The 26,312-nt window shown below is 64.2% G+C and carries 23 protein-coding genes and 1 rRNA gene (1 of these 24 only partly in view); 11 read left to right on the top strand and 13 right to left on the bottom strand.

What is annotated here, in order from left to right; genetic code table 11:
- Nucleotides 1–1,428, bottom strand: a 16S ribosomal RNA gene (locus ACQR1W_RS26830); it reaches 61 nt to the left of the window's first position.
- Between the two features lie 822 nt (nucleotides 1,429–2,250).
- Here ACQR1W_RS26830 and ACQR1W_RS26825 point away from each other — a divergent pair.
- A complete protein-coding gene (locus ACQR1W_RS26825) occupies nucleotides 2,251–4,323 on the top strand; it encodes a peptidoglycan DD-metalloendopeptidase family protein (RefSeq protein WP_434853625.1) in 2,073 nt (690 codons plus the stop codon).
- 156 nt (nucleotides 4,324–4,479) lie between these two features.
- On the opposite strand, the gene clpB is transcribed toward ACQR1W_RS26825, so the two are convergent.
- The gene (gene clpB, locus ACQR1W_RS26820) at nucleotides 4,480–7,119 is read right to left on the bottom strand and encodes an ATP-dependent chaperone ClpB (protein ID WP_434853624.1); all 2,640 of its coding nucleotides are present in this window, start codon (nucleotides 7,117–7,119) and stop codon (nucleotides 4,480–4,482) included.
- A gap of 226 nt (nucleotides 7,120–7,345) precedes the next feature.
- On the opposite strand from clpB, the gene ACQR1W_RS26815 reads away from it, so the two are divergent.
- On the top strand, nucleotides 7,346–8,131 hold the full coding sequence (locus tag ACQR1W_RS26815) for an MOSC domain-containing protein (protein ID WP_434853623.1): 786 nt from the start codon (nucleotides 7,346–7,348) through the stop codon (nucleotides 8,129–8,131).
- 171 nt (nucleotides 8,132–8,302) lie between these two features.
- Here ACQR1W_RS26815 and ACQR1W_RS26810 read toward each other — a convergent pair whose 3' ends face one another.
- Nucleotides 8,303–8,953: a TIGR02594 family protein gene (locus ACQR1W_RS26810; protein ID WP_434853622.1), complete on the bottom strand. Its 651-nt coding sequence runs from the start codon at nucleotides 8,951–8,953 to the stop codon at nucleotides 8,303–8,305.
- A 256-nt stretch (nucleotides 8,954–9,209) separates the two neighbouring features.
- On the opposite strand from ACQR1W_RS26810, the gene ACQR1W_RS26805 reads away from it, so the two are divergent.
- Nucleotides 9,210–10,073 carry an alpha/beta fold hydrolase gene (locus ACQR1W_RS26805; protein ID WP_434853621.1) on the top strand — a complete coding sequence of 288 codons (864 nt, stop codon included), beginning with the start codon at nucleotides 9,210–9,212 and terminating at the stop codon, nucleotides 10,071–10,073.
- A 158-nt stretch (nucleotides 10,074–10,231) separates the two neighbouring features.
- Here the strand turns inward: ACQR1W_RS26805 and ACQR1W_RS26800 are convergent, their stop codons facing one another.
- The gene (locus ACQR1W_RS26800; RefSeq protein WP_008971597.1) at nucleotides 10,232–10,456 is read right to left on the bottom strand and encodes a hypothetical protein; all 225 of its coding nucleotides are present in this window, start codon (nucleotides 10,454–10,456) and stop codon (nucleotides 10,232–10,234) included.
- Nucleotides 10,457–10,685: 229 nt separating this feature from the next.
- On the opposite strand from ACQR1W_RS26800, the gene ACQR1W_RS26795 reads away from it, so the two are divergent.
- Entirely contained in the window at nucleotides 10,686–10,892 is a 207-nt protein-coding gene (locus ACQR1W_RS26795; protein ID WP_008971596.1) for a hypothetical protein, read from the top strand.
- Nucleotides 10,893–10,942: 50 nt separating this feature from the next.
- Here ACQR1W_RS26795 and ACQR1W_RS26790 read toward each other — a convergent pair whose 3' ends face one another.
- Genes ACQR1W_RS26790 through ACQR1W_RS26780 form a run of 3 tightly spaced genes read right to left on the bottom strand, consistent with a single transcriptional unit; the run spans nucleotide 10,943 to nucleotide 15,194 of the window.
- Nucleotides 10,943–11,860 carry an FAD binding domain-containing protein gene (locus tag ACQR1W_RS26790; protein WP_434853620.1) on the bottom strand — a complete coding sequence of 306 codons (918 nt, stop codon included), beginning with the start codon at nucleotides 11,858–11,860 and terminating at the stop codon, nucleotides 10,943–10,945.
- Complete coding sequence (locus ACQR1W_RS26785) at nucleotides 11,857–14,544, bottom strand: molybdopterin-dependent oxidoreductase (protein WP_434853619.1); 2,688 nt, start codon at nucleotides 14,542–14,544, stop codon at nucleotides 11,857–11,859. Before ACQR1W_RS26785 ends, ACQR1W_RS26790 begins: the two co-directional genes overlap by 4 nt.
- Nucleotides 14,541–15,194, bottom strand: a complete 654-nt coding sequence (locus ACQR1W_RS26780) for a TetR/AcrR family transcriptional regulator (RefSeq protein ID WP_434853618.1) — start codon at nucleotides 15,192–15,194, stop codon at nucleotides 14,541–14,543. Before ACQR1W_RS26780 ends, ACQR1W_RS26785 begins: the two co-directional genes overlap by 4 nt.
- A 555-nt stretch (nucleotides 15,195–15,749) precedes the next feature.
- Between ACQR1W_RS26780 and ACQR1W_RS26775 the strand changes: the two genes are divergently transcribed.
- From ACQR1W_RS26775 to ACQR1W_RS26765, 3 genes are all read left to right on the top strand, one after another.
- A complete protein-coding gene (locus ACQR1W_RS26775; protein WP_434853617.1) occupies nucleotides 15,750–15,908 on the top strand; it encodes a hypothetical protein in 159 nt (52 codons plus the stop codon).
- Nucleotides 15,909–15,910: 2 nt separating this feature from the next.
- Nucleotides 15,911–17,914, top strand: a complete 2,004-nt coding sequence (locus ACQR1W_RS26770; protein ID WP_434853616.1) for a 3-hydroxybutyrate oligomer hydrolase family protein — start codon at nucleotides 15,911–15,913, stop codon at nucleotides 17,912–17,914.
- A 144-nt stretch (nucleotides 17,915–18,058) separates the two neighbouring features.
- The gene (locus ACQR1W_RS26765) at nucleotides 18,059–18,349 is read left to right on the top strand and encodes a hypothetical protein (protein ID WP_434853615.1); all 291 of its coding nucleotides are present in this window, start codon (nucleotides 18,059–18,061) and stop codon (nucleotides 18,347–18,349) included.
- 301 nt (nucleotides 18,350–18,650) lie between these two features.
- On the opposite strand, the gene ACQR1W_RS26760 is transcribed toward ACQR1W_RS26765, so the two are convergent.
- The gene (locus ACQR1W_RS26760; protein ID WP_434853614.1) at nucleotides 18,651–19,070 is read right to left on the bottom strand and encodes a secondary thiamine-phosphate synthase enzyme YjbQ; all 420 of its coding nucleotides are present in this window, start codon (nucleotides 19,068–19,070) and stop codon (nucleotides 18,651–18,653) included.
- A gap of 174 nt (nucleotides 19,071–19,244) precedes the next feature.
- On the opposite strand from ACQR1W_RS26760, the gene ACQR1W_RS26755 reads away from it, so the two are divergent.
- From ACQR1W_RS26755 to ACQR1W_RS26745, 3 genes are all read left to right on the top strand, one after another.
- Nucleotides 19,245–19,799 carry a hypothetical protein gene (locus ACQR1W_RS26755; RefSeq protein ID WP_434853613.1) on the top strand — a complete coding sequence of 185 codons (555 nt, stop codon included), beginning with the start codon at nucleotides 19,245–19,247 and terminating at the stop codon, nucleotides 19,797–19,799.
- Nucleotides 19,800–20,461: 662 nt separating this feature from the next.
- A complete protein-coding gene (locus ACQR1W_RS26750; RefSeq protein ID WP_434853612.1) occupies nucleotides 20,462–21,247 on the top strand; it encodes an SDR family NAD(P)-dependent oxidoreductase in 786 nt (261 codons plus the stop codon).
- An 18-nt stretch (nucleotides 21,248–21,265) separates the two neighbouring features.
- Nucleotides 21,266–21,712, top strand: coding sequence for a hypothetical protein (locus tag ACQR1W_RS26745; protein ID WP_434853611.1), 447 nt, complete (start codon nucleotides 21,266–21,268; stop codon nucleotides 21,710–21,712).
- Between the two features lie 29 nt (nucleotides 21,713–21,741).
- Here the strand turns inward: ACQR1W_RS26745 and ACQR1W_RS26740 are convergent, their stop codons facing one another.
- The 4 genes from ACQR1W_RS26740 to ACQR1W_RS26725 form a co-directional block, all read right to left on the bottom strand.
- Nucleotides 21,742–22,152, bottom strand: coding sequence for a VOC family protein (locus tag ACQR1W_RS26740; RefSeq protein WP_434853610.1), 411 nt, complete (start codon nucleotides 22,150–22,152; stop codon nucleotides 21,742–21,744).
- Nucleotides 22,153–22,182: 30 nt separating this feature from the next.
- The gene (locus ACQR1W_RS26735; RefSeq protein WP_434853737.1) at nucleotides 22,183–22,554 is read right to left on the bottom strand and encodes a DoxX family protein; all 372 of its coding nucleotides are present in this window, start codon (nucleotides 22,552–22,554) and stop codon (nucleotides 22,183–22,185) included.
- Between the two features lie 153 nt (nucleotides 22,555–22,707).
- Entirely contained in the window at nucleotides 22,708–23,979 is a 1,272-nt protein-coding gene (locus tag ACQR1W_RS26730) for an RNA polymerase sigma factor (RefSeq protein WP_434853609.1), read from the bottom strand.
- Nucleotides 23,976–24,344: a YciI family protein gene (locus tag ACQR1W_RS26725; protein ID WP_008972463.1), complete on the bottom strand. Its 369-nt coding sequence runs from the start codon at nucleotides 24,342–24,344 to the stop codon at nucleotides 23,976–23,978. Before ACQR1W_RS26725 ends, ACQR1W_RS26730 begins: the two co-directional genes overlap by 4 nt.
- A 152-nt stretch (nucleotides 24,345–24,496) precedes the next feature.
- Between ACQR1W_RS26725 and ACQR1W_RS26720 the strand changes: the two genes are divergently transcribed.
- The gene (locus tag ACQR1W_RS26720) at nucleotides 24,497–25,462 is read left to right on the top strand and encodes a 2-hydroxyacid dehydrogenase (RefSeq protein WP_434853608.1); all 966 of its coding nucleotides are present in this window, start codon (nucleotides 24,497–24,499) and stop codon (nucleotides 25,460–25,462) included.
- 136 nt (nucleotides 25,463–25,598) lie between these two features.
- On the opposite strand, the gene ACQR1W_RS26715 is transcribed toward ACQR1W_RS26720, so the two are convergent.
- Complete coding sequence (locus ACQR1W_RS26715; RefSeq protein WP_434853607.1) at nucleotides 25,599–26,255, bottom strand: TetR/AcrR family transcriptional regulator; 657 nt, start codon at nucleotides 26,253–26,255, stop codon at nucleotides 25,599–25,601.
- Nucleotides 26,256–26,312 lie beyond the last annotated feature (57 nt).

Raw genomic sequence — 26,312 nt, 5'->3', positions numbered from 1 at the left:
GCTGACCCTACCGTGGTCGGCTGCCTCCATTGCTGGTTAGCGCACCGCCTTCAGGTAAAGCCAACTCCCATGGTGTGACGGGCGGTGTGTACAAGGCCCGGGAACGTATTCACCGTGGCGTGCTGATCCACGATTACTAGCGATTCCAACTTCATGGGCTCGAGTTGCAGAGCCCAATCCGAACTGAGACGGTTTTTTGAGATTTGCTAGGACTTGCGTCTTCGCTTCCCATTGTCACCGCCATTGTAGCACGTGTGTAGCCCAGCCCGTAAGGGCCATGAGGACTTGACGTCATCCCCACCTTCCTCGCGGCTTATCACCGGCAGTCTCCTTAGAGTGCTCAACTAAATGGTAGCAACTAAGGACGGGGGTTGCGCTCGTTGCGGGACTTAACCCAACATCTCACGACACGAGCTGACGACAGCCATGCAGCACCTGTGTTCCGGGCTCCGAAGAGAAGGTCACATCTCTGCGACCGGTCCCAGACATGTCAAGGGCTGGTAAGGTTCTGCGCGTTGCGTCGAATTAAACCACATGCTCCACCGCTTGTGCGGGCCCCCGTCAATTCCTTTGAGTTTTAATCTTGCGACCGTACTCCCCAGGCGGAATGCTTAAAGCGTTAGCTGCGCCACTGGTGAGTAAACCCACCAACGGCTGGCATTCATCGTTTACGGCGTGGACTACCAGGGTATCTAATCCTGTTTGCTCCCCACGCTTTCGTGCATCAGCGTCAGTATCGGGCCAGTGAGCCGCCTTCGCCACTGGTGTTCTTGCGAATATCTACGAATTTCACCTCTACACTCGCAGTTCCACTCACCTCTCCCGAACTCAAGATCTTCAGTATCAAAGGCAGTTCTGGAGTTGAGCTCCAGGATTTCACCCCTGACTTAAAGACCCGCCTACGCACCCTTTACGCCCAGTGATTCCGAGCAACGCTAGCCCCCTTCGTATTACCGCGGCTGCTGGCACGAAGTTAGCCGGGGCTTATTCTTGCGGTACCGTCATTATCTTCCCGCACAAAAGAGCTTTACAACCCTAGGGCCTTCATCACTCACGCGGCATGGCTGGATCAGGCTTGCGCCCATTGTCCAATATTCCCCACTGCTGCCTCCCGTAGGAGTTTGGGCCGTGTCTCAGTCCCAATGTGGCTGATCATCCTCTCAGACCAGCTACTGATCGTCGCCTTGGTGGGCCGTTACCCCACCAACTAGCTAATCAGACGCGGGCCGATCTTTCGGCGATAAATCTTTCCCCGTAAGGGCTTATCCGGTATTAGCACAAGTTTCCCTGTGTTGTTCCGAACCAAAAGGTACGTTCCCACGCGTTACTCACCCGTCTGCCGCTGACGTATTGCTACGCCCGCTCGACTTGCATGTGTTAAGCCTGCCGCCAGCGTTCGCTCTGAGCCAGGATCAAACTCTCAAGTTGAACTTGAAGCTTTGAACCGGCTGATCACAACGTTTGACGAGGTCCCACCTATCGATCTCCAACGCTTCACAGCGCTGAAAACCATGGTGTTACCTTTAAAACGTCGACCGCCGAAGTCTTCTCGTCCGATCCCGAAATCAAGCCGAAGCCCAATCCCGAGACCCGCAAGGACTCCGCCGTCCACGTTTCTCTTTCTTCTTCTTCACTTGTCAAACAGCCCGGGGCCGCAGCCCCAACCTCCACGAAGGGAGGGTCGCTCAACTTTTTTCGACGGCAATGAGCAACCGGGTTCTACCGGTTGTGCACCACTCATCAAAAGTGAGGAGCAGAACGGGCGCGAGTGCTTGCCTCGGTCAGTTCCGAAGCAGCGCCGCGCTCAGTGGTCGTGCTTATATGGGGGTCCGATCCGGGTGTCAACGGGCAATGTCAACAAATCGTCGCATCGAATCATTTTTTTGAGGCACGCTGTCCCTCGGCGTCTTTTGCCGGGGTCCCCCGACGGAGTGCCGCACTTGGGCCACAATCCTGCGACGATTTGTTAATACGTAGCTGAATCACCGGATCCGATGGGGGACCGCCGGTGATCCATATCAAGGAAATGGCGAGCCCTTCGCCTGATCCTGTCGGCCGAGACAACATCGAGAGATCCTGCACAAGCGTCGTGGTTCGTGTTTCCGGCTTCCCGGCCCAAGATTCCCGGACCCTCTGCAGCATGCCATCATCTTGAGCCGTTTCTGTTGAACGGTGTGGTGAGCGGGCGCTGCAGGTCATCGGAACAACGCAGGACGCTCGGTGCTGACGGTGAATTTGGGGGACGAGAGGTTGAACCATCGGACGTCACGCGGAGGGAATGGGCGCGAGATCGGCATGATCGATCTCGGCCATGAGCCCCCGCTTTCCGTCGATGGTTCCGAAGCCGCGGTCATCGACCGCCGCCGCGTCTCCGTGCAGTGGTTCAGCGGCACAATTCTGACCGGTCTATGCGGCGCGGCCCTGATCGGCGGCGCCGTTTTCGCATCCCTTGACGGAGAACTGACCTTCGCGCGGATGCCCGAGCGGGTCGAGACCGCGTTGCGCGGCGCCTTCGGCGGCAACGACCACACTGTGACCTTGCGCAAGAGCGACCGGCTGCCGCCGCCGAGCGAAGCCTCCGCAGCCCGCAGCATGGTCCGCATCTCGACCGTGACCCGGGTCGGCGCCCGGGACGTGATCAAGGTCCGCCCCTTCGTCCGCGTCTCCGGCAATCTTGCGATGGCGACCAGCGATCTGTCGGCCAAGATCCCGCCGTTTAATGCCCAGCGCCTGTTGAGCGACGCCGATTCCAACGCGAACGGAACCACCGCGGATCCGAACAATCCAGAGGCCGTCGAGCCCGACGCCGAGGTCTCCTTCGTCACCAAGGATCTCGCCGCGGTTCTGCCCAAGGCCAAGATCGCAGCTGCCGTGCCATTCGACGAGATCGTCATGCGGGTCCGCGACACCGCCAATTGGCGCGGCAATGGCGGCGGCGTTCGTTATGCGGCGCTTGCCAACGCGGCTGCGGATGCGACCGGCGCCCAGGGTGACTTCAAAGGCGACCTGAAACTGGCCTATGCCAATGACGGCAGCCTTCCGCCTGACCCCTACGCCGGCTTCGAGACACGCGTCGTTCCCGAGAACGTCACGCTGCTGCCGAAGACCAAGGAGCAGATCACCGGGGGCAATCCGATCGGCGAGCGGATTCATCTGGTCAAGAAGGGCGACACCGTTATGTCGATCCTGCGCGATCAGGGGGCGACGCCCGACGAGGCAAAAGCGATTGCGGCTACGCTTGGGCCCCGTGGCCGCGACGGCGGCCTGAAGGAAGGCGAGAAACTGCGGATCCTGATGGGGCCGTCGAGCACTGCGCCGGGGGCCCGGCTGCAGCCGTTCCGCGTCATCGTCGCCAACGACACGACAGTCGAAGCGGTCGCCGCGCTCTCCGATCTCGGCAAATATGTCGCCGTCGACGTGCAGAGCATGAACACGGTGACCGACACCGCCGACAACACCAATGACGAGGAGGACGACGGCTCCGGCGTCCGGCTCTATCAGAGCATCTACGAGACCGCGCTGCGCAACAAGGTGCCGACGCCGGTGATCGACGACATGATCCGGGTCTACTCCTACGACGTGGATTTCCAGCGCAAGGTCCAGCCCGGCGATTCCTTCGACGTGTTCTATGCCGGCGACGACGACGACAAGCCCGGCAACACCGACAAGACCGAGGTGCTGTTCGCCTCGCTCACCCTCGGCGGCGAGACCAAGAAATACTACCGCTTCCTGACCCCCGACGACAGCCTGGTCGACTACTACGACGAGACCGGCAAGAGCGCGAAAAAGTTCCTGGTACGCAAGCCCGTTAACACCGCGATCATGCGCTCCGGTTTCGGCGGCCGTCGCCACCCGATCCTGGGCTATGTGAAGATGCACACCGGCGTCGACTGGGCCACCGCCTACGGCACGCCGATCTTTGCCGCCGGCAACGGCGTGATCGAGACGGCGGGCCTCGAAGGCGGCTACGGCAAATATATCCGCATCAAGCACAACAACGGTTACGAGACCGCCTACGGCCACATGTCGGCGTTCGCCAAGGGCATGGAAGCAGGCAAGCGGGTCCGGCAAGGCCAGGTGATCGGCTTCGTCGGCTCGACCGGCCAATCCACCGGCCCCCACGTGCACTATGAAATCCTGGTCAACGGCCGCTTCGTCGATCCGCTGCGCGTGAAGCTGCCGCGCGGACGCTCGCTCGAAGGCCCGATCATGGCGAACTTCGAGAAGGAGCGGGACCGGATCGATCAGATGATGGCCGGCCGCAACGGCGCTTCCCGCCTGTCGGATGCCGGGCCGTTGCAGATGCAGGTCACCAACCGCTGATTCCAGTCTCATCGGCATGCGGCAACGCGGGCGCCGAGACACGACCTCCTGCACCCCTATCTCCGGCGACCCTATCGGCCAACGCAAACGGCCCTCGCCGCTGATGGCAGCGAGGGCCGTCGGTCTTATCCGCGTGGACGCGTAACGTCGGTCGGATCAGTTCAGCTTGCGCTTCGGGATCGGCGCCTCGAACTGCGCGATCTCCGCCGTCTGCGGCGCCTTGCCGTTGAAGGTCAACACATTGCCTTCCGACGAGATCGTCACCTTGTCCCCGTCCTTGATCTCGCCGGCGAGGATCATCTCGGCCAACGGATCCTGCAGATGGCGCTGGATCACCCGCTTCAGAGGACGGGCACCATAGGCCGGGTCCCAGCCCTTGACCGCGAGCCAGTCGCGGGCCGCGCTGTCCAGGCTGAGCTCGATCTTGCGCTCCTCCAGAAGCTTCTGCAGGCGGGCGAATTGGATCTCGACGATCCGTCCCATCTCGCTCTTCTGCAGCCGGTGGAACAGGATGATCTCATCGACGCGGTTCAGGAACTCGGGCCGGAAATGCGCCCGCACCGTCGCCATCACCTGGTCGCGCACCTCCGACGTATCCTCGCCCTCCGGCTGATTGACCAGGAACTCGGAGCCGAGATTGCTGGTCATGATGATCAGCGTGTTGCGGAAGTCGACGGTGCGCCCCTGGCCATCGGTCAGGCGGCCGTCGTCGAGCACCTGCAGCAGCACGTTGAACACATCCGGATGCGCCTTCTCGATCTCGTCGAACAGCACGACCTGGTACGGCCTGCGCCGCACCGCCTCCGTCAGCGCCCCGCCCTCGTCGTAGCCGACATAGCCGGGAGGCGCGCCGATCAGCCGCGACACCGAATGCTTCTCCATGTATTCGGACATGTCGAGGCGGACCATCGCGGTCTCGTCGTTGAACAGGTATTCGGCGAGCGCCTTGGTCAGCTCGGTCTTGCCGACGCCGGTGGGGCCTAGGAACATGAACGATCCGATCGGCCGGTTCGGGTCCTGCAGACCCGCGCGCGAGCGCCGCACGGCGGTCGCGACGGCACGCACGGCTTCGGCCTGGCCGACGACGCGCTTGCCGAGACTCTCCTCCATCTTGAGGAGCTTCTCCTTCTCGCCCTCCAGCATCTTGTCGACGGGAACGCCGGTCCAGCGCGAGACCACCTGCGCGATGTGGTTGGCGGTGACCGCCTCCTCCATCATCTCGCCGGCATTCTCCTTGGCCTCGATATCGGCCAGCCGCTTCTCCAGCTCCGGGATCCGGCCATAGGCCAGCTCGCCCGCCTTCTGGTACTCGCCGCGGCGCTGGGCATTGGCAAGCTCGATGCGCAAAGCATCCAGTTCGCTCTTCAGCTTCTGCGCGTTCGACAGCTTGTCCTTTTCCGCGCTCCACTTCGTAGTCAGCGCCGCCGACCTCTCCTCGAGCTCGGCGAGCTCCTTCTCCAGCGCCTGAAGCCGCGTCTTGGAGCCGATATCGCTCTCCTTCTTCAAGGCCTCCTGCTCGATCTTGAGCCGGATGATTTCGCGATCCAGCGAATCCAGCTCCTCGGGCTTGGAGTCGACCTGCATCTTCAGCCGCGCCGCCGCCTCGTCCATCAGGTCGATGGCCTTGTCGGGCAGGAAGCGGTCGGTGATGTAGCGGTTCGACAGCGTCGCCGACGCCACAAGAGCGGAATCGGTGATCCGCACGCCGTGATGCTGCTCGTATTTGTCCTTCAGCCCGCGCAGGATCGAGATGGTGTCCTCGACCGAAGGCTCATTGACGAAGATCGGCTGGAAGCGCCGCGCCAGTGCGGCGTCCTTCTCGACATGCTTCTGATACTCGTCGAGCGTGGTGGCGCCGATGCAGTGCAACTCGCCGCGCGCCAGCGCCGGCTTCAACAGGTTCGAGGCGTCCATCGCGCCGTCGGCCTTGCCGGCCCCGATCAGCGTGTGCATCTCGTCGATGAACAGGATGAAGCTGCCCTCGGCCGCAGTGACTTCCTGCAGCACGGCCTTCAGCCGCTCCTCGAACTCGCCGCGATATTTCGCGCCCGCAATCAGCGCGCCGAGGTCGAGCGCCAAGAGCCGCTTGTCCTTGAGGCTCTCCGGCACGTCGCCATTGATGATGCGCAGCGCCAAGCCCTCGACGATGGCGGTCTTGCCGACGCCGGGCTCGCCGATCAGCACCGGATTGTTCTTGGTGCGCCGGGACAGCACCTGGATCGTGCGACGGATCTCCTCGTCGCGGCCGATCACCGGATCGAGCTTGCCGTCGCGCGCAGCCTGGGTGAGGTCGCGGGCATATTTCTTCAGCGCGTCATAGGCGTTCTCGGCGGTCGCGGAATCGGCGGTGCGGCCCTTGCGCAAGCTTTCGATCGCCGCGTTCAGGTTCTGCGCGGTCACGCCGCCTTTGTTGAGGATGCCGCCGGCCTCGCCGTTCTTCTCCAGCGTCAGTCCCAGCAGCAGCCGCTCGACGGTGACGAAGCTGTCGCCGGCCTTCTCGGCGGCCTTTTCCGCCGCGTCAAAGGCGCGCGCCAGTTCGGGCGACAGATAGACCTGCCCGGCGCCGCTGCCCGACACTTTCGGCAGCTTGTTAAGCGCATCCTCGGTAGCCTTCAGGATCGCGCGCGAATTGCCGCCGGCGCGGTCGATCAGGCCGGACGCGAGACCTTCATTGTCGTCCAGCAGGACCTTGAGAAGGTGGAGCGGTGAGAATTGCTGATGGCCATCGCGCATGGCCAGCGACTGCGCCGATTGAATGAAGCCTCGTGCGCGCTCGGTATATTTTTCGATGTTCATGACTATCCCTCAGCCTGCCGTTCACGCCCCGAAGGCACGCTTTTGGCATCTTCATTGGGTTTCCGCCCGGCGATGTTGATGTCCGTCAACATCGCAAGCGGCCGCGTCGCCGATCGTTTCCATCGGCTTGACGGAAATGTGGGAAGCGCGGCCTTGAATCGGAAGAGGCAGCTTCACAAATTCGTGTCCGCTGGCACCGGCGCCCGGAATCTCTTAATGAAAGCTGATGTCAGCACATCCGTCAGCCGTGATCGCCGGCCTCTACCGCTACCCAGTCAAGGGCCTTACCCCCGAGCCATTGCAGCGGGTCCCCTTGCGTGTCGGCCAGACCCTACCTGCCGACCGCCGCTACGCCATCGAGAACGGGCCTTCCGGCTTCGATCCAGAGGCGCCCGTCTGGCGGCCCAAGACGGCCTATCTGATGCTGATGCGCAATGAGCGTCTCGCCGGGTTCCAAACCCGGTTCGACGACGCGACAAATGTCCTCACCATCAGCCGCGACGGCGCGGTCGTCGCGAAAGGCGATCTCGAAAGCGCCCAGGGCCGCGCCGACATCGAGGGCTTCTTCGCAAGCCACTTCGCAGACGAGTTGCGCGGGCCGCCGAAATTGCTGTCTGGCGGCGGTTACAATTTTACTGATCTGGCGCGGAAGGTGGTCTCGATCATCAATCTCGCATCCGTTGCTGAGATCGAAAAGCTGGTGGGCGCAGCCGTGCACCCGCTGCGGTTCCGCGCCAATATCTACGTGACAGGCTGGCCGGCCTGGCACGAGGGCTCGCTGCTCGGCGAAACGCTGCGGATCGGATCGGCGCGGCTCAAGGTCGTCAAGACGACGACCCGCTGCGCCGCCATCAACGTCGACCCCGACACCGCCGCGCGCGACCTCGACATTCCGCCCGCGCTCATGCGCCAGCGCGGCAACAATGAATGCGGCATCTATGCCGAAGTGATCGAGGCCGGCAACATCGCGATCGGCGATGCGCTCGCGGCGGAGCAGCCGAGCCTGGTGTAAGGCAGCAATTGCGCAGTTACCGATCGTGATCTCCGCCGTCATTCCGGGGCGGCCGCGCTAGCGGCTGAACCCGGAATCCATCGTGCCGGGAATCATGAGGCAAAATGGATTCCGAGCTCGCCGCGAGGCGGCGCCCCGGAATGACAGCTGGAGAGAACCCGAAGCGACTTATCAGTTCGGCATCACGTAGGCATAGACCCGGCCGCGTGACACCGGCGCCTCTCGCACCCGGTGGCCGCTGTTGCCCGAGATCAGGATCGGATTGCCCTGCGCATCGATGCCGGAGACGACGCCTACATGGCCGCCGCCGTGGCGGCTCATTACCGCGATCGCGCCGACCTGTGGGCCCGAGACGCGATGACCGTAGCTCGCAAAGGAACGTGCCAGATCCGAGCCGGTGCCGTGATGGCCGGTGCGCTCCAGCACCATGTTCATGAAGCGCGCGCACCACAGGCTCGCGCGGCTGGTCGGATTGGTGCCGAGATAACGGCGCGCCTCCGCCACCACGCTGCTATCGCCGAAGCCGCTCGACATGCCCGCGCCGGAGGAGGCTGTGCCAGGCATCATCAGGTTGGCTTGGGCGTTGTCCAGCCCTCGTACGTCGAGCCGGGCTACACGGCGATCCCAGCGCGAGACGCGGGCATATGATCTGACGTGACGGATATGACGCCGCGCGTAGTGGCCTCCATGGCTGCGATGGGCGTGATGCCCCGAGCCGTGATGAGAACGGGCCGAAGCCGGCGTAGCGGCAGCAGCGAGCGTAGCGGAACACAAAGCCAGCGCTGCGATGTGAAGCGACCGGCGAACGATAGACACAACCATACTCAATCCTTTTCTTGTCCCCCTGGTAGCCTGACTTGACACCCCCTGTTCTCTGGCCGGCCCCCGTGTGCGCAGCCAGCAGCGGCGCCCGTTAAAAGGCCCGGTGTGACCAAAACATGACGACGTCAGACGCCACGCCGGCATCGCGAAGGAGATTCCGGGCAGATTCAATGTCCAACAACAACGGAATCTTCCCGCATTGCTGCCTGAAGCATGAACTGCGATGCTGAAGGCACCAATGAGAAGGAACCCCACAATGCCCTACGCGACGGCGAAGGATGGTGTGCATCTTTATTTCGAAGAGGCCGGCAGCGGAACGCCGATCCTGTTCCTGCATGAGTTCGCAGCCGACTACACCAATTGGGAACCGCAGCTGCGCTACTTCTCGCGCGCGCATCGCTGCATCGCCTATTCGGCGCGCGGCTACGCGCCGTCGGATGTCCCGCCCTCACCCGACGTTTACACGTATCAACATTTCTACACCGACGCGCTGGCCGTGCTCGATCATCTCGAGATCGAGAAGGCGCATCTCGTCGGCCTCTCGATGGGCTCGTATTCGTCGCTGCAGGTCGCGTTGCACGCGCCGCAACGGCTGCATTCGATGACGCTGGCTGGTGTAGGCTCCGGCTCCAGCCTGGAGCATCTCGATGACTTCCGCGCGCAGTGTCGCGCCACGGCCGAGCAGTTCGAGACCTTGGGCTCTGTCGAGGTGGCGAAGGTCACGCGCGAGGCGCCGGGCCGGATTCCGTTTCTGGTGAAGGACCCGCGAGGTCACGCCGATTTCTATGCCGCGCTGGCGCGCCACGATGCTCGCGGATCAGCCAATACGATGCGCGGCTTCCAGGCTGGCCGTCCCTCGATCTACACGTTGGCCGAGGCAATCAGGAAAGTGAGCACGCCGGCACTGATCATCTGTGGAGACGAGGACGACGCCTGCATCGCACCGAGCCTGTTTTTGAAGACGCATCTCGCCGCGTCGGGTCTCAGCTTCTTCCCGAAGTCCGGCCACGTCCTGAACCTGGAGGAGCCTGCCCTGTTCAACGAAACGGTCGAGCGCTTCATCGCCATCGTCGAGGCTGGCCGTTGGCATCCGCGCGATCCGCGGTCGGTCATGACATAGAGCGTGATCCGGAAAAGTGCGAAGCGGTTTTCGCTCGTGACAAACGCGGACGCGTTTGTGCGGAGATCACGCTCAATCCAAGGCCTGGAGCGCGAGGGTGATTCGTCCCAATCCCATCGGGCTCTAGGCGCCATACCGCGTCTACGTCCTAAGCTGCGTCACACTGAGAGCTGCAGCTGCCTCACCGTGAGAGCCGCAATCTCCTGCGGATCGCGCGTGCCATCCAACCCGATCTCGATGACCTTGCGCGCGACGATCTCGCATACCGGATCGTTACGGTCGACCAGGTGCAACGTTTTGAGCGCGAGGCAGAACGCCTGTTTCAGCCTTTCGGAATCTGGCGGTCCTATCGCGCGCCTCGTGAGCAGGCGGTCTATCGGCATTGTCCGGCCTTGGCTGCGCTGAGATCCCACGACGCCAGGCGTCTGGCGCCGATGTCAGCGAGCCTGCGCGCCGGAAGACATAAAATCAACTAAACAATAGCCAGTCCAATGCAATAACAGCGACTTCGGCGTTCCTGGCGGATTGTCCACTAACCCATGTAAATGCGATTCGCGAGCTTAGTTAGTAACTGACGCACATTGCGCCTTTTTCCGATTAGGACTGACGCCGATGGGGCAGCTTAATCGAGCCGAGCGCCTCCAAATCATGCTGTCTGCGCAGGAGCTGCGGGCGATCGATACCTGGCGTTTCATGAAGCGGATGCCGAGCAGAGCATCGGCAATCCGGGAGTTGCTGAAGCGCGGCCTCGCCGCCGAAGGATTTTTGGAGGCGGAGGAAAGGCAGAAGTCCAAGGACTTCTCAGTTCTCTCGGATTGAGCCAATTCGCGCGGCCCAGCCGTCAGACCTAGGGTGCCGTCAAGCGCCGGCTAAACCGCGAGCTGCTCCAGGAGATCACGCACCAGGCCTTCGAGCAGATCCAGCTTGTAGGCGGTCATCGGCAGCGGCGTCGCGCCCGACACGGCCTGTCGGGCGGCGTCCGCGATCACAACCGCGTTCACCGCCCTGCCCTGCAGCGTGGCTTCGCAGGCAGCAAGGCGCAGCGGCACAGGCGCGACGCCGCCAGCGGCAAGGCGCACAAACTGAAATTTACCGTCGGCAATCACCGCGCGCGCGCAGAGCTCGACCAGTGGCCATTCGGCGTGAGCACGGCCGATCGCGCGCTTGTAGGCGGCGCGCTCCCCGGGAAGCGGGGGCGGCAAGACGATCCTGGTGATCATCTCCCCGGGCGCGAGCGCGTGGTCGCGTCGCCCATCGGAGCCGTCGCCGAGCAACGCAGTGATGGTCAAGGCGTCACGCTGGTTGGTCATGACGCGCGCATCATAGGCCAGCAGCGCGGCGGCCAAGGTCGAGGGATGCGGTGCGACGCAGCCGCCAAGATCGAAGGCAACGCCGTAGAGATGATTGCCAGTCCGCGCAGGACAGGCGTCGCCGCCTTTCTTCAAGCAGTCGATGTGCGGATTGCGGAAATACCAGCACCGTGAACGCTGAGCGAGGTTGCCGCCGATGGTCGCAAGATGCCGCACCTGCGGCGTGGCGAGACCTTGCGCACTCGCCGCAAGTCCAGGATAGCCAGCCGCGAGGCGCGCGTCCGCCGCGACCGCGGCAGTCGTCGTCAGCGCGCCAATGCTGGCCGCACCATTGGCATCCCAGGATATCCCGCTTTCGCCCGACCGGGTGATGTCGATCAACGGTCCCTTGGAGACGCCGCTCCGGCGGCGTTCGGAAAGATCGGTGCCGGCCGCGCGGAATTCCGCCTCCGGCATCATCACGGGTGCGATGCTCATGCGGCCGTCCTCCGTTTCAGCGCTGCGACCAGCCGATCCGGCCTGAACGGCATTTCGGTCAGGCGAATGCCGGTGGCGTTGCAGATGGCGTTCGCGATCGCGGGCGAGGTGGGAACGGTCGCGACCTCGCCAATGCCGACACTTCCACCGGGCACATGATCGAAGCCGGCCTCGTCGAAATGCACGTCGAGCCGCGGCATGTCGGCGATGCCCGGGATGCGGTAGTCCTCCATGCCGGCCGTGAGCACATGTCCCGTCACAGGATCGACTTCACGCGCCTCATAGAGGGCATAGCCGATGCCCTGGATCAGCGCGCCAGCGGCTTGGCTGCGCGCCAGCGCAGGTGCTGCGAGCCTGCCAATCGCAAGGCCGGTGTGGGCGTTGAGCACGCGCACCTTGCCGAGCCAGGTGTCGACCTCGACCTCGATCACCTGCACCGAGCTCGGTACGCCGGCGCCGACCTCTATATGGTTGAGGATGCGAAATACCCAGCCGAACACCAAGCCCATGAAGCCGGCCTCGCGGAGCGCCGGCCGCACGCCGGGCGGCGGCTTGCCATCGGCTTGACGCTTCGCCGACACGACGAGGTCCGGGGACGCCGCGATCAGGTCGCGCCACGGCGCATTGGAGCCTGGCAATGGCAGCCGCACCGCGCTCCGCTGAATCTCAGTCTTCAACTTCTCGATCGCGAGCAGGGTCGGCGGCACGATCGAAGCGGTGACGCGGCTGCCACCCGACCCCGGTCCCGCCGGCAGGTTCGATTGTCCGATCCGGACGTCGATGTCCTGCGGCTCCAGATCGAATGCCTTTGCAACCGTGTTCGCGATCACGCTGCGGGTGCCGGTGCCGATGTCCTGCACCGCGCAGCTTGCGACGATGCGGCCGCCCTTGATCGCGAGCTCGACGGAAGAGCCGTGCTGCCACAGATAGAGCCAGTAGCCGGTCGCCATGCCGACGCCGCGCCGGTAGCGGCCATCCTGCGCCGAGGCCGGCTTGCGGTTGCGCCAGACCTCCAGACCGGCCGCCCAATCATAGAGCCGCTGGCGGTTGGGATCGTGATCCCAGCGCTTGCGCAGCAGAATGGGATCGACGTTCATTCGCAGCGCAGCCTCGTCGATCGCCTGCTCCAGCGCAAACGCCATCGGCGGCCCGCCAGGGCCACGGAACGGCGCGCCCGGCGGCAGGTTGCTGAGCACGTCGAAGTCGACGAGATCCTTGGCTTGGGCCGGGTAGATCAGGCGCGCCAGTCCGGCGATCAACGAGTTCACGCCGGTGCCGGTGTCAGCATGGGCGGTCAGCGACAGCGCCTGGAGCGATCCGTCCGGCGACGGCAGCAGCGAGATCTGCAATTCCGCAGCCGGGCGATAGCCGGTCACGGACAGCTCTTCCTCCCGGTCGAAGGCGACCCGTACCGGGGCTTTGGCGGCGCGGGCGAGCTCGATCGCGGCGACGGTCTCCAGGCCGAGGCTGCCCTTGGAGCCGAAGCCGCCGCCGACGTGATCGGCGATCACGCGCACCTTGTCGCGGGGCAGATTGTAGCGCTTGGCGATCTTCTCCATCATGTCATGGACGGCTTGCGTCGACATGTGCACGGTGAGTTCGTCGCCGTCGAACCGCGCCACCGCGGCATGCGGCTCGAGGCACGCGTGCTGCTGCGTCGGCACCCGAAAGGTCTGCTCGACGAGGAGAGGGTTGCCGCCGGCCTTTGCCTCAGCGAGCCAGCCTTTCGCGCGTTTGCCCCTTTGCGAGAACACCGCCGAAGGTCCGCGGAGGTTTCCGTTCCACGAAGCCGGGCCGCCCCCGCCCTCGGCCAGGTTGTGCGCGCGTTTGCGGTCCTGCTTTTCGAACACCACCGGCGCATCCTCGCGGCGCGCAGCATCGAGACCGATCACCGCAGGCAACGCCTCACAGTCGAACGTGATGGCGGCGATCGCCTTGAGCGCAGCGTGACGATCCTTGGCGGCGACCGCCGCGATCGGCGCACCGACAAAGCGAACCACCTGGTCATCGGCAAGCAGCGAAACAACCGCGGCAACACTGGCTATAGCGCGCGCCGGCGCAAGGTTGAGGCCGCTGATCCTGGCATGCGCGACGGCTGAGCGCAGGATGACACCTTCGAGCTGTCCATCATGGTGAATGTCGACCGTGTAGCGCGCCAGGCCCGTCACCTTGTCGCGGGCTTCGATGCGCGGGGCGACCGGATCGCCGCCATCGAATCGCCCGGCACACGCATCCGCGACGGCGCGATAGATTCCTTCATAGGCGCCGCAGCGGCAGAGATGTCCCGACAGCGCTGCCGCGATCTCCTCGCGCGTCGGCACTGCCGTGCTGCGGGCTGCGCGCCATTTGTCATGAAAGGCGGCCGCCTCCACCACGAATCCCGGCGTGCAGAAGCCGCATTGAAGCGCATCATGTGCCATGAACGCGCGCTGGATCGGGTGCAGCTCGGCGCCGGCCAGTCCCTCGATCGTCGTCACCGTCTTGCCCGCAGCAGCGCTGGCCGGCAGCAGGCAGCTCACCACCGGCTCGCCGTCGAGCAGCACGGTGCAGGCGCCGCACACGCCGGAGCCGCACACGAGCTTGGTGCCGGTCAGATTCAAGCGATCGCGGATCGCGTCGACCAGGAGCGCCTCCTGATCGTCCGGGAGCGATTCGGCGCGGCCGTTGATGGTCACCGTGCTCATGTCCGGTCTCCTGTCTTGCGCTGGGATTTTCTTGCACGCGGCATCGCGGACGGCGCGAGCGCGCCGGCAACCAGCATCCGCAGCATCACGGCGAGCTGCTTCAGGAACGCGTCGGCCGGCTGCATCGCGGGGTATTGGGATTTGGTGCCGTAGATCGCCATCTCGACGCAGCGCGCCAGCTCATCAACCGATACGCCATTCACCAGCCTCAGCTTTCGTGCGGAGCAGACGCGCGCAATCGTCGCGGCAATCTCCTCGCGGAAACGCGCAGCGTAAGCCTGGTAGAGGTCGCGCGCCTGAGCCAGATGCTCCGAAAGCAGTTCCTCCAGATGCGGCGAGCCCTGCAGCTCGGATGACAGCACGCCGAGGCGGCCCGCGATCTCGGCCAGGATGATTTCGGCGAGATCGCGCCCCGCATCGTCCGCTGCCCTTGCCGCCGCGGCCTCGGCCACGAGCGCCCGCTGATAGAGCCGCTCGATCGCGCCGCGAAACAGCGCCTCCTTCGACGGGAAATGATGATACAGCGCCTGCCGCGTCAGGCCGGCTTCCTCGGCGGTCTGCTCGATCGAGGAGCGGCGAAAGCCATGCCGCCGGAACACGCGCATGGCGGCATCGAGAATACGGTCGTGGGGCAGTTCCCTGGCTTGCATCTTGTCGAATTTGACAAAGATAGCAAAACTGTCAAATCACGGATTAATGATGGGTGGCGACCGAGGGTCGCGGAAAAGAGATCAGTCCAACTGTCCCCCGTTGCCGATGTCAGGCCGCGAACCCGGAAGCTCGGACTGCGTGGCCGGGGGCGACGTCCGTCTCGCGGTGCGGAGATCAGCAGCTGCAAGAGCCAGGAGGCGCGTCAGCTATCAGCCAATGGTGGACTTTGACGGCGATGCGCAACGGCATGGCGGTTCGCCGGGACGACTTAGTGAGCCAAACATCGTCACATCAGGGACTGCGGGTCCGGCGCAGTCGTGAGGCTCAACCGCAGCTCAGTGCACCAGGCGCGCTCTTCATCGGAGAGCGTCAACCGGGCACGAGGGCCAACGCAAATTCACGCGATGCTCTTAGCGACAGAAGCGCCGGGCTGATATCGCTGTTCGCGATATCCATAACGCCTGTCTATCGCTGCGATCAAATCATTTCAATTGCACGATGCGGGAGGCCGGGCTCAATTGTGGGCAACCAACGGCAAGATCCCGGGAGAGGAAATGCATCGATCAGCGCTGCGGCGCGTCGCCATCATTGGCGACAGGGCTTACGACTGTCATCACCCAGTGAATTTCGTAACCGATGCGCTGCTCGCCGATGTCCTGGCGACCGCGGCGTTCGACACCGTGACGCGCTTGGCCGTCTCGGGGGGCGTTTGACCATGATGAAGACCTTCTGCGTCGGATCGCTCGCTTTGCTCTTGAGCGGCGGAGCCTATGCCGGTCAGCCAGCCCCGGCTTGGCTGCATGAACAGCAGGTCGCTCACTACGATGGTAAGACCGACGACCTGGTGACGGCGGGACTGGGTGCTGAGGCCATGATGGGCGCGCCGCCAAGCTTCGCGGACGCCCTGCACCCGACCGTGCAGGAACTGCGCCGCGCCGCGATCTTCTTCCGCGCCAGCAAGGGACAGGGCTATGGTCGGCTGTTCGGACCCAATGTCGATCAGGAGACCGGCAAGCTCCTCGATGACGGCGGCAAGATCGCAGGTGACGAGATTCTCGCCTTCGCCGATGATCGCGATGGCAAGCAGAACGTGGCGATGCTGCTGCAGATTCCCGAAAACCTCGCGACCGACCGGCGCTGCCTGATCGCAATTCCCGTCAACGGCTCTTCGAGCCTGTTCCGCGACATGGTCGACTTCGGCTATTGGGGCCTGCGGCATCGCTGTGCCGTGGTCTACAACGACAAGGGCCACGGCAACGGCTTCCATCTTCTGGAGACCGACTCCGTCAACCTGATCGACGGCCGGCAGGTGCCGGCACAGGACGCCGGCGCAGCTGCGCATTTTCGCGCCGATCTCGACGACGCGGCGCGTTCATCATTCCTGGCCGCGTGGCCGCATCGCGTCGCCTTCAAGGCCGCCCATTCGAAGCAGAACCCGGAGAAGGATTGGGGCACCGATCTGCTGCGATCCGTGGAGTTCGCGTTCTTCGAACTGGCGAAGCGCGATCCCGGCTTCATCCGCGAGAACACCATCGTCATCGCCACCGGAAGCTCGAACGGGGGCGGCGCCGTGCTCTATGGCGCAGAAAAGGACCAGCAGCATCTGCTGGACGGCGTGGTCGCGCGCGAGCCGCAGGTGCAGCTCAAGCCGGATGACCGGGTGGTCGTGACGCGCGGGTCGATGGAGCGCCGCGGCACGGGACGCACCCTGCTCGATTACTTCAGCTTCGGAAACCTCTATCAGCCCTGCGCGGTACTGGCGGTGCCCGATATCCCGCTGAAGGACCGCGTTCCCTACGCCGCCAACCGATGCCAGTCGCTGCACGACAAGGGCCTGCTGACGGCGACGACATTGGACGGCCAGGCGCATGAAGCGCTCGACCGCATGCATGCGTACGGCTGGGATGGCGAAACCGACGTCGGCCATGCCTTCGGCTATTTCGTCGCGCCGGATGCCACCGCGACCAAATACGTCAACGACCACGGCCGCTTCGACGTCCGCGATCGTGTCTGCGGCTACAGCTACGCCGCAACCGATGCCGACGGGCGGCCGGTCGCGGTCCCACCCGCCCTCGCCGCGACGATCTTTTCGGTGGCTCCGGGAGGCGCGCCGGCCGGCGCGATCGACGTGATCAACGACAACGATCCCACCGGACCCCGGCGCAGCTGGCTGTCGGTATCGCCAAGCACGGGCCGGCAGGACTTCGACCTCGATGGTGCCGTCTGCATTCGTGATCTCGTGACCGGCAGTTCGCCGGATGCAAAGCGCGTCAAGGCCGGCATCGATGAGTTCCTCGCATCGGGACATCTGCATGGACTGCCGACGATCATCGTGCACGGCCGCAGCGACGATCGCGTTCCCGCCGGCTTTTCCTCGCGCCCCTATCTGGGCTTGAACAGCATCGTCGATGGCGAGGACTCGAACCTGCGCTATATCGAGGTCACGAACGCCGAGCATTTCGGCACCGACCTGCCCGGCTTCGACACCCGAATGGTGCCGCTGACGCTCTATCACCTTCGCGCTCTCGATCAGATGTGGGCCCATTTGACCAGCAAGGCAGCACTGCCGCCGAGCCAGATCGTCAGGACGACGCCGCGCGGTGGCGAGCCCGGCAAGGCTCCCCCGCTTCAATCATCGAATGTGCCGCCGATCTCGGCGAGCCCATCAGAAGCCGACAGGATCAGCGTGGAAAAAGGGCGCGTGCGGATGCCCGATTGACCGCGGCGGCGAACACCGTCCGAACCGATCGACATCCGCTGCGGCCATCGACGGCGCTACGAGAGATTCGCCTTCACTGTTGCGTGATGTGGCGCATACCCAGCTAGGCGTCGGGGTTCATTGTCCAAACGAGGGAGGCGAAAAGTGAAGACAGCGATAACAACGCTTTCTGCCGCCATGTTCATCGCCGCCGCTCCGGCCGTGCTTGCAAGCAAAGCACCGCACCAGCACCATCAGGCGTCCAGAAAGCATCCGCCGAATATCTCCGGCTACGCCGCGTGGCCCGCTATGCACCCCAACGGCACGATGACGGGCTATCCCGGAGCGTCCGGCTACGCGCCCAGCGCACCCAAAGATTATACGACCGATAGTTCCAGAAATGCTGGCGGTGGCGGTGGTGGTGGTGGTGGTGGTGGTGGTGGTTCGGGCATGTGAGTCGCACGAAAGCTCGCATGCGGGTGACTAAAGCCCGCTTCTTCTGCGAGAGCCGTTCTATCACCGTCCACGACGGACTTCGGCCCGACTCCTCATATCGTGGAGGCTGCTAAGGCGAGAGCAACTGAGCGATCCGGAGATGACCCCGGTCCGAAGACGTCGCCGACGAGGCCACTGCGGAATGGCGAACTTCGGTTCGGGACACCGGCTTTCGAGGAGCAAGACGCGTGATCGGCCGCGGACTGGTCCGGTTGCACGAGGCCGCAGCGCTCCTATCCTCGGAAGAGCGCGCGCCGGTACGCTATTCCCCGATGATCTTGATCAGCACGCGCTTGCGGCGGCCGCCGTCGAACTCGCCGTAGAAAATCTGCTCCCACGGACCGAAATCGAGCTTGCCGTCCGTGATGGCGACGACGACCTCGCGGCCCATGATCTGGCGCTTCATGTGAGCGTCGGCATTGTCCTCGCCGGTCCGGTTGTGCCGATAACCCGATACAGGCTCATGCGGCGCCAGCTTCTCGAGCCAGAGCTCATAATCGGCGTGCAAGCCGCTCTCATCGTCGTTGATGAAAACCGACGCGGTGATGTGCATGGCGTTGACGAGCACGAGACCTTCCCGCACACGGCTCTCCTTCAGCGCCGCCTCGACCTCAGGCGTGATGTTGATGAACGCGCGCCGGCGGGGAATATCGAACCAGAGCTCCTTGCGGTAGGATTTCATGGGGCATCGCTCCAACGTCGTCTATACGACTCAATGTACAGGACGATAGCGACGGCACGGAAGACCCGTCGCGGTCCGCCACTCTGATGCCACGATGACGGGAATGGCCGGCAATGATCGCGCACGAGAAAGCGTCAAGGCGATCGCACCAGATTATGCTTGAACGATGTAAGGATGGTGGAGGACGGCGTGGGCTTCAAGATTTCGTGGATTGGATTTGACGGCACAGGAAAGGCCGCTGCGCTGGTCAAGCTGGGCCTGGTGGATACTGGCGAGCCGGATGAAGCCAATGAAGCTCCGTTCTCCGGAGCGGAAATTCCGGGCAATTGGTTCATCCTGTTCGCCAACGATTTCGGTTTCGTTTCGCATGAACGTCTTGCCGAGCTGTCCGGCGGTTGTCGTGTCGTCGCGTGCCAGGTTCATGAGGGGATCATGGTCAGCGCCTCGTACGCCTATGAGAATGGACGTCGTCTGTGGGAGTTGGTGCACGACGCGCAAGAGAGCATCGACCATCTTTCGGTTCTCGGCTCCCCGCCACCGTCGTTTGAATCAATTCGTCAGCGGGAACTGCAAAATCAACGAACCGCGAGCGGCGTCGATTACATCTTCGACGTCCCGCTCGAGGTCGCCGTGGACCTCTGCAACTATCGACATGATAAATGGAGATTCAACTGGGGCGAGCCGCGGTTCACCAAGCTCGTTCCAGCGCCAAGACGGTTGCACAGTTAATTCTGCACGACGGGCAATTCGCGCATGGACCTCATGCGAAGATTGCCCGTCGTGTTAGTTTGTCGCAGCCCTGTGCGCTTGTGCCGTCGGGCAAATCAGGAGCACCTTTCCGCCCGTCCCGCGCTCGATAAGAGGGGCGTACGCGTCGTCACGATACGTTGAGCGCGGGATGCGGTGGACGCGTCGGTGTTGCAGCGCGCCTTGAGCGAGCGGACGAACGATACTGGCGCGGACGTGAAATCGTGTGGTCCTGGCACCCCGACGCTGGTGTCAAGTTTGCGATGATGCTGCTCGACATCGCTTGGCGATGCGAGGGCATCGCGCGGATGACGGTGGCCAACAAGCCCGGTGCACCGAGGAGAGCACGTATAAGCGCTAAAACCATCGCGCAGGGAAGGTCGGGATGTCTCGGCCAAACCTGTGGTAGCTGCCGCCTGCTTTCTTTGCTGCAGGCGGGCCATGGGGGCGGCAAGCTCCCGGCCTTCCCTGCGCCCTCTTTCTTGGAGAGGGTGGTGAACCGGCAAAGCCCGGGCGCAAATCGCGTCGCGGCAAGGTGGCTGCGCGTCCACCCCCTGCGCATTCGCTGCAGCGGCGGACCAGGCGTTGTGCTAGGATCGCCTTGATATCATGCCGAAAATCCTGGCCGGAGTAGTTGACCATCCATGACCCCGTCGTCCGAAAAAGTCGCTCTCGTCACCGGTGCTGCGCGCGGCATAGGGCTTGCCACGGCAAGACGCTTTCTCGGCGAGGGCTGGCGGGTGGCGCTGCTCGACATCGAGAAGGAGCAGCTGCACGGGGCGGCGGCGGCGCTCAAGCGTCCCGACACGACGTTGGCCCTCGCCTGCGACGTCTCAGATCCGGCCATGGTGATGTCGGCCTTCGAGCAGCTGGCGCAGCGCTTCGGCCGGCTGGATGCGCTGATCAACAACGCGGGCATCGCGCTGTTCGCGCCGCTGATGGAGACCTCCGAACAGGATTGGCACCGGATGCTCGCCGTCAATCTCACCGGCCCGTTTCTGTGCACCCGCGCCGCAGTGCCGCTGCTACGCGAACGGGGCGGCGCCATCGTCAACGTCACCTCGATCTCCGCGGTGCGGGCCTCGACGCTGCGCTCGGCCTACGGCACCAGCAAGGCCGGGCTCGCACACCTGACCAAACAGCTCGCCGTCGAGCTCGCCACGGCCGGCATCCGCGTCAACGCGGTTGCGCCCGGCCCGGTCGACACCGCGATGGCCAAGGCCGTGCATACGCCGGATATCCGTGCCGAGTATCATGACGCGATCCCGCTCAACCGCTACGGCCTCGAAGAGGAGCTGGCGGACGCCATCTTCTTCCTGAGCTGCGAACGCTCCAGTTACATCACGGGCCAGGTGCTTGCGGTGGACGGCGGCTTCGATGCCGCTGGGATCGGATTGCCGGCCCTGCGCGGCGCAGGCCAAAACGGGTGACCTGAAACGGGGGACATCATGTTCAGTTGGACCCGCCTCATTCTGACGCTCGTGCTCGCAGTGACGCTGTGGGCGATCGCCTCGATGCTGGCGCGTGCGGAGGTCCGCATCATCGCAAGCCCTGGCGGCGAGGTCGGACCCTTTCTCGACCTGTTCGAGAAGGTGCGCGAGTCCGGCGAGCGCGTCGTGATCGACGGTCCGTGCCTGTCCGCTTGCACGCTGGTCCTCAGCCTGGTGCCGGAGGACCGCATCTGTGTCACCCGACGTGCGGTGCTCGGCTTTCATGCGGCGCGTTCCATGGATCGCCGCGGCCGCACCTATGCCGAGCCCGAAGCCTCGCAGCTCGTGCTCAGGGCCTATCCATATCCGGTGCGCGCCTGGATCGAACGCCGCGGCGGCCTGACGTCGCGGCTTCTGTTGTTACGCGGGCGCGAGCTCAAAGCGATATACCCGACGTGCCGCTGACATCCTTGCGAGCTCGCGCGGACGCGGGATCAATAGCCCTCGGCCGGGCAGTTGATCATCCAGGGAATGCCGAACCGGTCGGTGCCCATGCCGAACCCCTTGGCCCAGAAGGTCTTGCCGAAGGGCATGGTGATCGTCCCGCCTTCCAGCAGCTTTGCAAACTTCTGCTCGGCCTCCGCAGGATCGGCGACCTGCAGCGACACCGCGAAGCCTTGCGGCTTCTGGAAGTATTCCGGCGGCACATCGGACGCCATGAGCGCCTGTCCGCCGATCGAGATCGTGCCGTGCATGATCTTGTCCTTGCGCTCAGGCGCATACGGCATACCGGGAGGTGCATCCGAGTTACGGAACAGCCCCTTGATCTCGGCGCCGAGCACCTTCTCATAATGCTTGAACGCCTCTTCGCAATTGCCGTCGAAGTTCAGGTATGGATTGAGCATCGCTTCCTCCTTGGTGAAGTCGTTCAGTCGTCAGTGCTGCGAGCCGAGCAGCGTGCGGAGATGACGGTCGCGGAGCCAAAGCCCGCCCCAGACCATCAGCCCGAGATAGAGCCCGAACAGCGCGTAGCTGACCAACGGGCTGCCGATCCGGACGTGAGCGGCGATCGCGCCACCGAGATAGCCGGTGACCAGGATGGCTCCGACCATCGACGTCGGCGGGATCGCATAGAGGACAGTGCAGGCGATCGTGATGAGACCGAGCGCCCGCGCCATTGCCTCGCTCGAGCTATAACCCATCCGATCCATCGTTTCTGTAACACTGGAGAATGGCAACAGCTTGATCGCACCATCGAACAGCAGGAACAGGACGACCAGCCCACTCAGGAGACGTCCACTCCACAAGGCGGCTTTCGAAACGGGTTGTTCCAGCCTCTTTATCGGCATGTTCCGCTCCATCGTGATGCTTCGTCTCAAAGACGAACGAAGCGCACGACGGACGACAGTTCCGGTGAAGATTTTGTCGCGGGGCCGCGTCTGGGCGCGCGCGGAGCTGTTTTATTGGCCGACCTTGGCCCGCGCCTGGGCGCTATCGCGCATCAACCGGTCGATCTGCATGCGGATGTGAGCGGCCTCCGCCGAACTATGGGCGAGCGCAATGGCGCGATCGAAGGAGGTCCGCGCCTCGTCGTTGCGGCCGAGCTGCATCAACAGCGCGCCCCGGACGCCGTAGAAGTAGAAGTAGCTCTGCAGTCGCTCCGCCAGAGGCTCGATCATATCGAGCGCCGCCTGCGGACCGCGGGCCTTCGACACCGCGACCGCGCGGTTCAGGGTCACGATCGGCGACGGCTGCACGACCTCCAGCGCGCCGTAGAGCAGATCGATCTGCGTCCAGTCGGTGTCTTCGGGCGTTGCGGCCCGCGCATGCAGCGCGGCAATGGCGGCCTGGATCTGATAGGGGCCGCTGCGGCGGTGACGCATGGCCTTGTCGATCAGCGCGTACCCCTCCGCGATCATCGGCTGGTTCCACAGCGAACGGTCCTGATCCTCGAGCAGAATGAGCGCGCCGTCGGGATCGAAGCGTGCCGCAGCGCGCGCGTGCTGCAGCAGGAGCAGCGCCGTGAGCCCCATGATCTCCGGCTCGCTCGGAAACAGCCGCAGCAGCAGCCGCGCCAGCCGGATCGCTTCTTCGGAAAGCGGTTGGCGCAGATCGGCGGTTTCCCCGCTCGCGGTATAGCCTTCGTTGAAGATCAGATAGATCATGGCGGCCACGGCCGTGAGCCGCTCGCCGCGCTCGATCGCGCCGGGTGTCTCGAACGGCACATTGGCCTGGGCGACGCGTCCCTTTGCCCGCGTGATCCGCTGCTCCATCGCCGCCTCGCTGACCAGGAAGGCACGCGCGACCTGTTTCACAGTAAGCCCGGATACCACGCGCAACGCCAGCGCGATCTGCTGCGTCGCCGGCAGGTCCTTGTGGCAGCAGATGAACAGGAGCCGCAGGATATCATCGCGATAATGCGAGCCGTCGAGCCGATCGGCGATCTCGGCTTCCGCATCGTCGAGATCGGAGATGGCCTCATCGGCAGGCAACGGCTCCTGCCGACGGCCGCGCCGAACCTCGTCGATGGCCGCATTTCGGCCAACCATGATCAGCCACGCCGCGGGATCGCGCGGCGGGCCCTGCTGCGGCCAGGTCTTCAGCGCGCGCAGGCAGGCATTCTGAAAGGCTTCCTCCGCGGTATCGAGATCGCGGAAATAGCGCAGCAGCGCGCCGACGGCCTGGGGACGCGCCGATGTTAATGCCGCATCGATCCAGGCCGTATCGGTCATTTCAGCTTGCCTCCCGGCGCGAACGTGCCAACGGGGCGGATTTCATAGGCACCGCCGGGATTGGCCTGCCCAAGCTCGCGCGCGACCTCGAGCGCCTCATCCAGGTTCTTGCAGTCGACGATGTAGAAGCCGAGCAGCTGCTCCTTGGTCTCGGCATAGGGGCCGTCGATGACGAGCGGCGGATCCTCCTTGCGCAAGGTCGCGGCCGCGGTGGTCGGCAGCAGCCGCGCCACCGGACCGAGCCGACCCTGCTTCACCAGCTTCTCCTGCACCACGGCGAGCTTGGCCATGACCGCAGCGTCCTGCTCCTTGCTCCAGGAGCCGACAAAATCCTCGTCGTGATAGCAAAGCAGCGCATACAGCATGTGACGGCGTCTCCATTCGTTCTTAAGACGACGCAGTATGCCTTGAGCCGACAGCCCCGCGAAGAAAATTTGGCGGGTTCCAGCCCGCTTGCCGGTGTGGCCCGCCGGCCAGGCCTGTCACGCGATTTCATCGAACCAAGAAGGACGAAACAATGAGCAAGGGCGCGCTGGCGCTTCTGATCCATGGCGGCACCGACAACTGGTCGCCGCAGCGCTGGAAAATGCGTTTCGACGAGGTCTGTGGCGAACGCCGGGTCGCGCTGCTGCCAGACGCCGACCTCGATCCTGCCGATGTTCACTATGCGGCGGTGTGGAAGCCGGTTCCAGGCGAGCTGGCGGCGTTCCCGAACCTGCGCGCGATATTCAACCTTGGGGCCGGCGTCGATGCGCTGATGGCCGACACCACCCTGCCTGATGTGCCGCTGGTGCGGGTTGCGGTCGATGACCTGACCGCGCGCATGACCGAATATGTCGTGCTGCATGTGCTGATGCATCATCGCCAGGAACTCTATTTGCGGGAGTCGCAACGCGAGAAGCGCTGGGCTCCGAAATATCAGTGGCCGGCCTCGGCGCTCGGCGTCGGCATCATGGGCCTGGGGACGCTCGGCGCCGATGCGGCCGATGTGCTGAAGCGACTGGGCTTCCTCGTGGCGGGCTGGAGCCGCAGCGAAAAGCGGATCGATGGCATCGACTGTTTCCATGGCGCGGCGGAGCTCGATGCGTTTCTTGCGCGCACCGACATCCTGGTCGCGCTGCTTCCGTTGACGCCGGACACGCGGGGCATCCTCAACCGCGCCCTGTTCGCGAAGCTCAACCGCGAGAGCCCGCTCGGCGCACCGGTCCTGATCAATGCGGGACGGGGCGGCCTGCAGAACGAGGCCGACATCCTGGCCTGCCTCGACGACGGCACGCTCGGTGCGGCCTCGCTCGACGTGTTCGGACAGGAGCCGCTGCCCGCCGACAGCCGATTCTGGACGCATCCGAGAGTCGTGCTGACGCCGCACAACGCTGCCGATACCGACGCCGACGCCATCTCGCGCTATGTCGCCGAGCAGATCGTGCGTTTCGAGGCCGGCGGCGCGCTGCACAACGTGGTGGACCGCAGGAGGGGCTACTGATGTCCCCGGCTGTCGTCCCCGCGAAAGCGGGGACCCATAACCACAGGCGTTGGTAATGGAAACGGCTGGTCGTTGCAGTCGTGTCCGACCGGCACATCATGCGGTATGGGTCCCGGCGTTGGCCGGGACGACGCGCCTACGTCCTCAGCATCACGTCGATCGCGCCCTTGACGATGGCCTCCAGCTCCTTGCGCGGCGTGCCGGCGCGGGCGCGGACAGCAATGGAGTGGATCGTCGCCGACGCGAGCTGGGCCAGTACGAGCGGATCGGCACCGTCGGGCAGTTCGCCCTTCTCCTTGGCGCGGCGGAAGCAATAGGCGAAGGCCTTGTCGAGCTCGGTCAGCGCATCCTGCACCATGGCGCGGATGTCGGGATCGGCGACGGCCTCGGAGCCCGCCGTCATCACCGTGAAGCAGCCGCGCGGCCCCTCCTCGCCCGACAGATAGATGTCGAGCGCGGTCGCATAGATGCGCTCGAGCTGCTTCCGCACCGGCCAGTCGTTGCGGAATATCTCCGCCGTCCGGGCACGGGCCTCGTCGCGATAGCGCCGATAGCTCTTGATGTAGAGCTCGCGCTTGTCGCCGAAGGCGCCATAGAGGCTCGGCCGGTTCATGCCCGTCGCCGCCGAGAGATCATCGAGCGAGGTCGCTGCAAAACCCGTACGGCGGAACAGGTCCAGCGCCTTGCCGAGCGCGACATCCGGCTCATAGGCGCGCGGCCGGCCGCGTCGCTTCGGCGCGCCAGGCTCGCGCTGCGCCGACGAATCGGACTCATCTTTTCTTTTTTGTACCATATCGCATCAAATTCGTTGACGGCTTCCATATTATGCGAGACAGTATAAAAATCAACA

The organism is Bradyrhizobium sp. HKCCYLS1011, from assembly GCF_051167795.1.
Lineage (GTDB): Bacteria > Pseudomonadota > Alphaproteobacteria > Rhizobiales > Xanthobacteraceae > Bradyrhizobium.
The sequence above is the reverse complement of the archived record's forward strand: the minus strand, read 5'-3'. Positions and strand labels throughout refer to the sequence as shown.